Below are 10685 nucleotides of genomic sequence, written 5' to 3' on the forward strand. Positions count from 1 at the left end.
CGGGCCGGTGCGGGAGACCCTCCCCCCCCCCCGCCCCGCCAGGGTGGCCCCCCGGGCGCTGCCCACCGGTGACCGGGCGGGCGGCGGCGAGGACGGCCCGGCCGGCGCCGCGGCGGCGCAGCCGGCGCCGGGCGCTCCCGCCGCGCTGACGCCCCTGCAGCAGGCGGTCGCCGAGGCCTGGGCGCGAGCTCTGGGGAGTCCCGTCGAGCACCCCGACGCGGACTTCCTGGCCGGCGGCGGGCACTCGCTGATGGCCATGTGGGTGGTCGACGACCTGCGCGAGGACCTGGGGGTGGAGCTGTCGCTGGCGGAGTTCTTCGCCCACCCGACCGTCGCGGGCCAGGCCCTGCTGGTCGAGCGCGCGCTGCTGGCCGCGCACGGCGGGCCGCACGACGCCGTCGTCGCCACCGCCACCACCACCGACGTCATGGACGAGGCCCGATGAGCACCACCGACCAGAGCGAGCTGCTGCGCCTGGCCCGCCGGCGGCCCGCCAGCGGCGGTCGCACCGCCGTGCCGCGCTCCCGCACCGCCGGCCCGGCCCCGCTCTCGCACGCCCAGCACCGGATGTGGCTGATGGACCGCCTGGGGCAGGGCGGCGCCCAGTACCACGTACCGCTGGCCACCCGGCTGCGCGGCCCGCTCGACCTGGCGGCCCTCGGCGTGGCGCTGACCGGCCTCACCGAGCGGCACGCCGTGCTGCGCACCCGCTACGGGCAGCACGGCGACGAGCCGTACCAGCAGCCCGCGGCCCCCGAGCCGGTGGCCGTCCCCGTGCTGGCGGCCGACCCCGAGCAGGCGCCGGCCCTGCTGCGCGCCGAGGCCGCCCGCCCGTTCGACCTGGCCGGCGGACCGGTGCTGCGCGCGCTGGTGCTGCGGCACACGCCGGACGACCACACCCTGCTGCTGACCCTGCACCACATCGCGGTCGACGGCGGCTCGCTGCCGGTGCTCGCCGAGGAGCTGGCGCAGCTCTACGCGGCCGCCGGCCGCCAGCACCCCGCCGAGCTGGCGCAGCCCGCTCTCCAGTACGCCGACTTCGCGCGCTGGGAGCGGTCCCGCCAGGGCGAGTTGGCCGCCGGGGTCGAGGCCTGGGCGGGCGAACTCGCCGGGGCGCGCCCGGTGCCGCTGCCGCGCGGCACCCCCACCGGGCCGCGGACCCGGACGGCCGGGCTGCTCACCGCGCCGCTGGGCGCCGAGACCCTCGACGGGCTGCGGCGGCTGGGGCGGGAGCACGGCGCCACGCTCTTCACCGTCGTGCTGGCCGCCGCCTTCGCCACCCTGCACCGGGCCACCGGGGAGGCCGACCTCACGCTCGGCTGCGCCAGCGGCCACCGCGCCCGGCCGGAGCTGCGGCGGCTGGTGGGGCTGTGCGTCAACACCCTGCCGGTGCGGGTCGACCTGACCGGCGACCCGTCGTTCGTCGAGCTGCTGGACCGGGTCCGCGGCGCGCTGCTCGGCGCGCAGCAGCACCACGAGGTCCCGTTCGACCTGGTGGTCGAGCGCCTGGGGGCGGCCGCCCGCGGGGCTGACGGCACCCCGCTGCTCTCGGTCAGCTGCGACCTGGTGCGGCCCGCCGAGGCGCTGCGGCTGCCGGGTCTGGCGGCCGAGCCGGTCGACGTCGACCTGGGACGGGCCAAGTTCGATCTCGGCCTGCTGGTCGAGGACGGCCCGCGTCCGCGCTGCCTGGTGCCGTACGACAGCGACGTGCTCGCCGAGGCAACGGCCCGCCTGCTGCTGGACTCCTTCGCCGAACTGCTCGCGGCGGTGGCCGTGGGCGGCGGCCGGGCGCTCGGCGAGCTGCCCGGGAGCCCGCTGGGCGCGGCGCCGCCGGACCCGCACCCGGCCCAGGCCGCGCTGCTGGCCGACCCCCGGGTCAGCGAGGCCGTGGTGGTGGCCGGCGAGGACGGCCCGCCGCTGGCGTTCGTGGTGGCCCGGGGCCCGGCCGCACCCAGCGGCACCGAGCTGCGGATGGCTCTGCGCTCGCGCCTGCCGGCTGACCGACTGCCCGCCGCGGTCACCCTGGTGGACCGCCTGCCGCGCGACCCCGACGGCGCGGTGGACCTCGCCCGGCTGCCGGGCGCCGGCCCCGCGAAGGCCCGGCGCGTGGAGGGCGACCCGGTGGACGGCGAGCGGGTGGCCGCGGTGCGGGACGGCTTCGGCGAGTTCCTCGGTGCCCGCCCCGCCACCGAGGGCGACTTCTTCGAGCTGGGCGGCCACTCGCTGCTCGCCGACAAGCTCGCCGAGCACCTGCGGGCGCGCACCGGCCTGCCGCTGACCGGCCTCGACATCCTGGAGCAGCGCACCCCGCGCGCGGTGGCCGCGCTGTTGGACACCCGGGCGGGCGCGCAGAGGGCCGCCGCCCGCAGCGCCGCCGCCCCCGAGCGGCGGGCGGCGCGCGGTGGGGCGACCCGGGCCGGCACCGTGCTGCTCACCGGTGGCACCGGCGGGGTCGGCGCCGCGATCCTGCGCGAACTGCTCGACCGGGGCCGCCCGGTGCGCGCGCTGGCCCGCCCCGAGTCCGCGCACCTGGTGGCGCTGGAGGGCGTCGAGGTGGTCCGCGGCGACCTCGGTGACCTGGAGAGCCTGCGCGCGGCCGCCGAGGGGGTCGACACGATCGTGCACGCGGCCTGCACCTTCACCTCGCCCGAAACCGACCTGGCGGCCATGCGGGTCCTGGTGGACTCCTGGCGCCGCGGCAGCTTCGTCTTCGTCAGCAGTGTGGACGCCTACGGCCACCCGGCCGCCGTCGAGGTCACCGACGGGGCGACCTGCGAACCCCCGCTCTCGGCCTACGGGCAGGGCAAGGTGGACTGCGAGCGGATCCTGCTGGCGGCGGCCGGGACGGGCGGCCGGGGCGCCGGGTGGGCGGTCCGCTCGCCGATCGTCTGGGGCCCGCAGCAGCGCCTGCGCGACCAGCTGCGCTGGGGGGCGACCGGCGCGCTCTACCAGGCCGCGCTGGCCGGCGCGCCGCTCGTGCTGCCCGACCCGCAGGACCACGAGCAGGGCTGGTACGGGGCGGCCTGGGTGCACTCGGCCGCACTCGCCCGCGCGGTGCTGGGCTGCGCAGACGGCGCGGCCGCCGGCGCCGGACCGGTGCTGAACGCGGTCAGCGGCCACGGCGGCTCGCTCGACTTCGCCACCGAACTGGCCCGCCTGCTCGGCTCCGCCAGTGCGGTCGAGCAGCGGGCGCAGGCCGACGCCGACCTGCGGCGCCCGTGGCGCTACCGGGCCGACGCGCTGGCCCCGCTGCTGCGCGAGCGGCCGGGCGAGGGCTGGCGCGAGGTGCTCGCGGCGATGGTCTCGGCGCGGTAGGGCGGGCACCGGGCCCGGGCACGCCCGAAGGCCGGGCCGGTGGTCGCCGGCCCGGCCTTCGGGGCGGGACTCACTTCTGAGGTGCCAGCGCCCGGCGGGCGCCGGCGATCGCCCGCGGGTCCCAGCCGGGGCGCGGGACGGAGTCGAGCAGCAGCCGGGTGTAGGGGTGCTCGGGGTGGTCGAGGACCCGGTCGGTGGGGCCCGCCTCGACGATCCGGCCGTGGCGCATCACGATCACCTCGTCGGTGACGCAGCGCACCACGCCCAGGTCGTGGGTGATGAAGAGGTAGCCGATGCCGGTCCGCTCGCGGATGTCGGCCAGCAGGTTGAGGATCTGCGCCTGGACCGAGACGTCGAGGGCGGCCACCGCCTCGTCCAGCACCAGGACGGCCGGCTGCACGGCCAGCGCCCGGGCGATGGCGACGCGCTGGCGCTGCCCGCCGGACAGCTGCCGGGGCAGCGCGCCCGCCTGGCCGGCGCCCAGGCCCACCTGGTCGAGCAGTTCGGTGATCCGGCCCTCGTGGTCGCCGCGCGGAAGGTGCAGGTCGAGGGTCTCGCGCAGCGCGTCGCGCACGCTGGTGCGCGGGTCCAGGGACAGGTAGGGGTCCTGGAAGACCAGCTGGACCTGGCGGGCCCGGCGCAGCCGCTCCGCGCGCCCGCGCCGGCGCACCGTGCGGTCCTCGCCGCGGATCAGGACCTGGCCCGCGTCCGCGCTCTCCAGGCCCAGCACGATGCGGGCGGTGGTGGTCTTGCCGGACCCGGACTCGCCGACGATGCCCAGCGAGCCGCCCTCGGCCAGCTGGAACGAGACGTCGTCGACCGCCCGCACACCGCCGTAGGCGCGGTGCAGGCCTCTGACCTCCAGGAGGGTCTCAGGCACGGGTGTTCTCCTCGTCGAGCCGGTCGCTGGTCTGTCGGCTGCCCGCGCCGTCGGGCCGGTCGCCGAGCCGGTCGCTGTGGTGGCAGGCGGTGAGGTGCTCCGGCTCGAAGGCCAGCGGCATGAGCTCGGGGGCCTGCTCCGCGCAGAGCGAGCTGGCGAGCGGGCAGCGCGGGGCGAACGGGCAGCCCGTCACCGCCTCGCGCAGCCCCGGTGGCCGGCCCTCGATGGCGGCGAGCCGGCCGCGCGGGGCGTCCAGGCGCGGGGTGGAGGCGAGCAGCGCCGCGGTGTAGGGGTGGCGGGGTCGCTCGAAGAGGGCGCCCGCCGGGCCGGTCTCGGCGATCCGCCCGGCGTACATGACGTAGACCCGGTCGCTGATGGCCGCGGCCAGGCCCAGGTCGTGGGTGACGAAGAGCAGACCGGTGCCGAAGCGTTCGCGCAGCTCACCCAGGAGCGAGACCACCTCCGCCTGGGTCGTGACGTCCAGTGCGGTGGTGGGCTCGTCGGCCAGGATCAGCCGGGGCCCGCCCATCAGCGCGGCGGCGATCATGACGCGTTGCAGCATGCCGCCGGAGAGCTCGCCCGGGTACTGGCGCAGCACCCGCTCGCCCAGGCCCACGGCCGCCAGCAACTCGCCGGCCCGCCGCTCGGCCTGCTCGGGGCTCGCGCCCGCGCTCAGCAGCAGGCTCTCGGTGAGGAAGTCGCCCAGGCGGCGCAGCGGGTTGATAGCCGCCCGCGGGTCCTGGAAGACCATCGCCGCGGTGCGGGTGCGCAGGGTGCGCAGCTCGTCGGCGGTCATGGTCAGCACGTCCTGGCCGGCGACCCGCACGGCGCCCTCGGCCCGGGCGCCGGCGGGCAGCAGGCGCAGCACGCTGCGGGAGGTGAGGGTCTTGCCGGAGCCGGACTCACCGACCAGGGCGACCGTCTCGCGGGCGGCCACCGTCAGGTCGACGCCGTCCAGGACGGGTCTGGCGGTGTTCGGCAGGTGCAGGCGCAGGGCCTGGATGTCGAGGGTGTTCATCGGTCCCTCCGGGCGACCTGGTCGGCCCAGCGCTCGCCGACGACGTTGAAGGCGACGACGGTCAGCACGATCGCGGCGCACGGCAGGACCGCGGAGAGCGGGTAGCCGTGCTGGACGGCGCTCTCGCCGTCGAAGACCATCCGCCCCCAGTCGGGGGTCAGGGCGGGGATGCCGAGCCCGAGGAAGGAGAGCCCGGCGAGGTCGATCAGCGCGTAGCCGAAGTTGATGGTGGACTGCGCCAGCACCACGGGCGCGATGTTGGGGATCACGTGGCGCAGGCAGATCTGCAGGCCGGAGTGGCCCTGGACCTGGTGGGCCTCGACGTAGGGGCGGGTGCGCTCGGCGAGCACCAGCGAACGGGTGAGGCGGCTGACGTAGGGCAGGTAGGCGATGGCCAGCGCGATCACCGGGGCGATCAGGCCCTCGCCGTAGATCGAGACGATCAGGATCGCCAGCAGCAACCCGGGGAAGGCGAAGACGAGTTCGGTGCCGCGGGAGAGCACCGAGTCCAGCCAGCCGCCGCGCCAGGCGGCGGTGGCGCCCACCGCCACGCCGGCCGCGGTGGAGAAGGCGACCACCCCGAGCGGGCCGAGCAGGGAGGTGCGGGCCCCGGTGATCAGCCGGGACAGGGTGTCGCGGCCGGAGGCGTCCAGCCCCAGCAGGTGGTCGCCAAAGGGTGCGGCGAGGGCGTTGGAGAGGTCGACGGCGTTGGGATCGTGCGGGGCGATCCAGGGCGCCAGCACCGCCAGCAGCGCGACCAGGGCGACGAAGCCCAGGCAGAGCCGGTAGAGCGGGGCGCGGGTGGTGCGCAGCCGGGCCAGGCCGGTGCGGCGGATCAGGGCGGTGCGGGGGGTCGGGGCGGTGCGGGGGGTCGGGGTGGTGGCGTGGTCGGGAGTGGTGCTCATGCCGCGGACCTCCGCCGGGTGAGGGTCACGCGTGGGTCGACCAGCGGGTGGAGCAGGTCGACGAGCAGGTTCACCGTCATGAAGAGCGCCACGATGATCAGCGAGATCGCCTGGACGACGGGGAAGTCCTTGGTGGTGGTGGACAGTTCGAGGAGCTGGCCGATGCCGCCGACGTTGAACGCCGACTCCACCAGGACGGTGCAGATCAGCAGCGTGGAGACGATCAGGCCGCCGGTGGTCAGCACGGTGCCCAGCGCGTTGCGAAAGACGTGCCGGCGGATCAGCCGGCCCTCGGGCACCCCGCGGCTGCGGGCCACCGTGACGTGTTCCTGGCCCAGCACCTCCAGCATCGCGGCGCGGGTGACCCGGGCGAGCATGCCGATCAGGTAGAGCGCCAGCGCGACGGCGGGCAGCGTCAGGTGCCAGAGCTGGTCGGGCAGGCCGCTGCCGGTGCCGCCGCTGGGGAACCAGCCCAGCTTCACCGCGAACAGGCCCTGCAGCAGGACGGCGGCCACGAACGAGGGGGTGCCGACCGCGAAGGTGGTGGTGACCAGGATGGTGGAGTCGGTGGCGCCCCCGCGCACCGCGCCGATCCAGCCCAGCGCCAGGCCCAGCAGCACGACCAGCACCAGGGCGAGGGCCACCAGCAGCAGCGTGCTGGGCAGCCGGTCGGCGAGCAGGGTGGAGACGTCGGTGCGGTACTCGATCGAGCGCCCGAAGTCGCCGTGCAGCACCTGGCCCAGCCAGCGCAGGTACTGCACGGCGAAGGGGTCGTTCAGGTGGTACTGGTCGTTGATCGCCTTCAGGGCCTGCGGTGAGGCGGAGCGGCCCGAGAGCAGGAAGCTCGCCGGGTTGCCGGGCGCCAGGTACATCGCACCGAAGATCACGAAGGAGGCGCCGAGCAGGGTGGCGGCCATCTCGGCCAGCCGCCGCGCGGCGAATCTCAGCACGCTCACTCGGCGGCTCCCACATCGGCCGCCCACGGGTAGTAGAGGTAGGAGATGGTGGTGGGCGCGCCGGTGATCCGCTTGTTGAGGAAGACCGCGGTGGGCCACTCGGCCACCGGGATCCAGAGCACCTGGTCGGCCGCCTTCTTCTGCAACTGCGCCTCCAGCGCCAGGCGCTGGGCCGGGTCGTAGGCCGCCTGGACCTGCTTGACCAGGCCGTCGTAGGCGGGGTCGCTGTAGCCGGCGAAGTTCTGGCCGGCGCCGGTCTGGAAGTTGGTGAGCAGGTCCATCGGGTCGGTGATGGACAGGTAGTAGGTCTCGGGGAACATGTCGATGCCCTCGCGGGCGGTGGGGTCGGTGAACAGCGCGCTGAAGGCGTCGGGGGCGATGGTCTTCAGCCGGACGTCCAGCCCGATGCTGGTGCCGGCCGCCTGCACGGCGGTGGCCAGCAGCGAGACGTCCTGGCCGATCGCGCTGGTCGCCACCGTCAGCGTCCTGCCGGTGGCGCCGGCCTCCTTGACCAGGGCCTTGGCCCGGTCCAGGTCGGTGCCGGGCGAGGGCAGGTCGAAGGCGGCGGCCCGGGTCCCGGCGGAGCCGGCCGTCCAGGCGGCCCGGTCGGTCAGCGCGGCGGTGACGGTGCCGTTGCCGGCCAGGCCCGTCTTGACGAAGCCGGGGCGGTCCAGCGCCATCGACAGCGCCCGGCGCACCCGCACGTCGCCCAGCGGGCCCTGCATGTTGGTCACGTTGACGCTGACGGTGCTCAGGCTCTCGCCGAAGTACAGGGTGCCCGCGCCACTGGCGCGCAGCCGCTGGTAGCTCTCGGTGGGGATCAGGTAGCCGCCGTCGACCTCGCCGCTGAGCATCGCGTTGGTGCGCGCCGAGGGGTCCTTGAGGAACTGGAAGACCACCTTCTGGGACTTGGCCCGGGTCCCCCAGTAGCCGTCGAAGCGGTCCAGTTCGAGGGACTGCCCCTTGTTCCAGGTGCCCAGCTTGTAGGGGCCGGTGCAGTCGACGGTGCCGCTGCCCCAGTCCTTGCCGGCCGCCTTGATCGCGGCCTCGCTGGCCACCACGCCGGCCGCGCTCGCCATGTACTGCGGGAACTGCGAGTCGGGTTCCTTCAGCTTGACGGTGACCTGCAGCGGGCCGGTCCTGGTGATCGAGTCGACGTTCTGGAAGACCGTCGCCCAGGCCGCGGCGTTGTTGGGGTCCATCTGGCGTTGCAGGCTGAAGACCGCGTCGTCGGCGGTCATCACCGCACCGTCGTGGAACTTCACCCCGGGGCGCAGGTCGTAGATCCAGGTGATCGGGTCGGGGTTGCTCGCCTTCTCGGCCAGCCCCGGCTCCTCGGTCAGCTGCGGGGTCCAGCGCATCAGGCTCTCGCACACGTTGGCGAGCACCGTGTTCGAGGGGTAGTCGAAGGCGTTGAGGTAGTCCAGCGTCAGCGGCTCGGCGTACGAGGCCCAGCTGAACGAGGCGAGGTCGCCCTTGGCCGCCGGGGTGCCCGCCGACAGGGCGAAGGCCGCGGAGCCGGCGCCCGGGGTGCCGCCGGCGGGCGGCCCCGAGCAGGCGGCGACCAGGCCCAGGGCGGCCAGCGCGGCGGTGGCGAGCGGCAGGGCGCGGCGCGGGTGTCTGCGGTTCACGCGGTCACCCCCGCGGCCGGCACCTGCTGGGTGATGCAGTGCACGCCGCCGCCGCCGTAGGCGATCACCCGGGTGCGCACGCCGACCACCTTGCGCCCGGGCAGCGCGGCGGCGATGACGTCCAGCGCCCCCTGGTCCTGCGGGTGGTCCGCGACCGGGACGACCACGCCCCCGTTGGCGATGTAGAAGTTGAGGTACCCGACCTCGGTCCGCTTGCCGTTGACGTCGACGAAGGCGCTCTGCGGCACGTCGATGATCCGCAGCCGGCGCCCCTGCGCGTCGGTGGCCGCCTCCAGCACCGCCCGGTTGGCCCGCATCCGCTGGTAGTCCGGGTGCTGCGGGTCGCTGGGCAGCTGCACCACCACGGTGCCGGGTGCCACGAACGCGCAGACGCCGTCCACGTGCCCGTCGGTCTCGGTGTCCTCCAGCCCGCCGTACGGCAGCCAGATCACCGTGCTGACGCCCAGCCGGGCGACCAGCTCGGCCTCGATCTCGGCCTTGCTCATCCCCGGGTTGCGGTTGGGGTGCAGCAGGCACTGCTCGGTGGTGATCAGCGTGCCCTCGCCGTCCACCGTGATCGCGCCGCCCTCGAGGATCATCGTGGACTCGATGCGCTCGACGCCGGCGCGCTCCAGCAGCAGCGCGGCGATCCGGTCGTCGGTGTCGAAGGGGTGGTGCTTGCCGCCCCAGGCGTTGAAGCGGAAGTCCACCCCGGCCCGCGACCCGTCGGGGCCGAGCACGAAGATCGGTCCCGAGTCGCGGAACCACGAGTCGTCGATGGGCAGTTCCACCACCTCGACGCCCTCGCCGCACAGCGCGCGGGCCTCCTCGGCCCGCCCGGGCAGGCAGACCATGGTGACCGGCTCGAAGCCGGCGATCGCCCGGGCTACCTGCGCGTACTCCTGCTTGGCCTCCTCGAAGGTCGCCCCCCACAGCTCGGGACGGGTCGGCCAGGCCATCAGGCAGCCCTCGTGCTCGGCCCACTCGGCCGGCATACGGACGTTCATGGTGACTCTCATTCTGTTGGAAGTTTCAGTCAGGAGGGGGATGAGCTCGGGAGTGCGGGAGTGGTCACCGCAGGGGGCGGCAGGCGCCGCTTCGGGGAGGAGAGGTGGTGACCGGCATCCTGCACCGAACTGAAAATTCAGTCAATACCTGGGCAGGGAAACCGCTAGATCAAGGGAGAGCAGCGGCACGGGCCCTGAAATTCTGGTCAGGAAACGTCGGCGGATCGCCCGGACGCCGGTAGAGTGATGGATCATGTCGGACCGTCGAACAGAGATACTCCGGGCCGCCACCCGGGTCATCGCACGCAGTGGCGTGCGCGGGCTGCGCGTGGCGGACCTGGCCACCGAAGCGGGCGTCTCCACCTCGCTGATCTACTACCACTTCACCGACCGCGCCGGCGTGCTGCGCCAGACCCTGGGGTTCATCAACGACCGCGCGGACCGGTACACCGCCGAGCGGGACCCGGGCCCCGCCCAGGCCGACCCGCGCAGCGACCTGGAACAGGCCCTGCTGCGCGAGTTGCAGGACAGCCCGGAGGTGCGGGAGAACAGCACCGCCTGGGGCGAGTTGAGAGCGAGCGCGGTCTTCGACCCGGAGCTGCGCGAGGAGTTGGCCCGGGCCACCCACAGCTGGGTGCACGAGACCGCCGACCTGCTCGCCCGGGCCCGGCCCGCCGGCACCGCCCCCGCCCACGCGGCCGCCGCCGAACGGCTGACCGCACTGCTGGAGGGGCTCAGCATCCGCTGGCTCAGCGGCTCGCTGCCCCTCGACCACGCCCGCCGGCTGCTGCTGGACGCGATCGCCGCGGAGCTGTGACGCCGGGCACGGCGGCGGGGCGGGGTGAGTGACGAGGGGGTGGGTGGTGCCCGGGCGGGCCGACCGCCGGGGCGGCCCGCCCGGGAGTGGGGCCCTGCGGCTACAGGAAGTAGAGGCGGCTGAGCGAGACGCTCTGGGAGGGTTCGGAGCGTAGGG

General features: G+C 75.2%; 9 protein-coding genes. 3 read left to right on the forward strand and 6 right to left on the reverse strand.

The genetic code is table 11. The annotated features are described in order from the left end of the window. Both ABD323_RS36485 and ABD323_RS36490 read left to right on the forward strand, forming a co-directional pair. On the forward strand, nt 1-445 hold a 445-nt coding region (locus tag ABD323_RS36485; RefSeq protein ID WP_344446394.1), incomplete at its 5' end, for a phosphopantetheine-binding protein. Further along, nucleotides 442-3315: a condensation domain-containing protein gene (locus tag ABD323_RS36490; RefSeq protein ID WP_344446395.1), complete on the forward strand. Its 2874-nt coding sequence runs from the start codon at nt 442-444 to the stop codon at nt 3313-3315. The genes ABD323_RS36485 and ABD323_RS36490, both read left to right, overlap by 4 nt. Nucleotides 3316-3385: 70 nt before the next feature. On the opposite strand, the gene ABD323_RS36495 is transcribed toward ABD323_RS36490, so the two are convergent. The 6 genes from ABD323_RS36495 to ABD323_RS36520 are packed head-to-tail and all read right to left on the reverse strand — an operon-like array spanning nt 3386 to nt 9712. Continuing rightward, a complete protein-coding gene (locus tag ABD323_RS36495) occupies nt 3386-4195 on the reverse strand; it encodes an ABC transporter ATP-binding protein (protein ID WP_344446396.1) in 810 nt (269 codons plus the stop codon). Then, entirely contained in the window at nt 4188-5213 is a 1026-nt protein-coding gene (locus ABD323_RS36500; protein WP_344446397.1) for an ABC transporter ATP-binding protein, read from the reverse strand. The genes ABD323_RS36495 and ABD323_RS36500 overlap by 8 nt, the downstream gene beginning before the upstream one ends. Continuing rightward, nucleotides 5210-6118, reverse strand: coding sequence for an ABC transporter permease (locus ABD323_RS36505; RefSeq protein WP_344446398.1), 909 nt, complete (start codon nt 6116-6118; stop codon nt 5210-5212). Before ABD323_RS36505 ends, ABD323_RS36500 begins: the two co-directional genes overlap by 4 nt. After that, on the reverse strand, nt 6115-7074 hold the full coding sequence (locus tag ABD323_RS36510; protein WP_344446399.1) for an ABC transporter permease: 960 nt from the start codon (nt 7072-7074) through the stop codon (nt 6115-6117). The genes ABD323_RS36505 and ABD323_RS36510 overlap by 4 nt, the downstream gene beginning before the upstream one ends. Next, nucleotides 7071-8705, reverse strand: coding sequence for an ABC transporter substrate-binding protein (locus ABD323_RS36515; protein WP_344446400.1), 1635 nt, complete (start codon nt 8703-8705; stop codon nt 7071-7073). Before ABD323_RS36515 ends, ABD323_RS36510 begins: the two co-directional genes overlap by 4 nt. Then, on the reverse strand, nt 8702-9712 hold the full coding sequence (locus ABD323_RS36520) for an agmatine deiminase family protein (RefSeq protein WP_344446401.1): 1011 nt from the start codon (nt 9710-9712) through the stop codon (nt 8702-8704). The genes ABD323_RS36515 and ABD323_RS36520 overlap by 4 nt, the downstream gene beginning before the upstream one ends. Nucleotides 9713-9965: 253 nt before the next feature. Between ABD323_RS36520 and ABD323_RS36525 the strand changes: the two genes are divergently transcribed. Then, a complete protein-coding gene (locus ABD323_RS36525; protein ID WP_344446402.1) occupies nt 9966-10529 on the forward strand; it encodes a TetR/AcrR family transcriptional regulator in 564 nt (187 codons plus the stop codon). The last annotated feature ends 156 nt before the right edge of the window (nt 10530-10685 follow it).

It is taken from the genome of Kitasatospora nipponensis, from assembly GCF_039528135.1.
Classification (GTDB): domain Bacteria; phylum Actinomycetota; class Actinomycetes; order Streptomycetales; family Streptomycetaceae; genus Kitasatospora; species Kitasatospora nipponensis.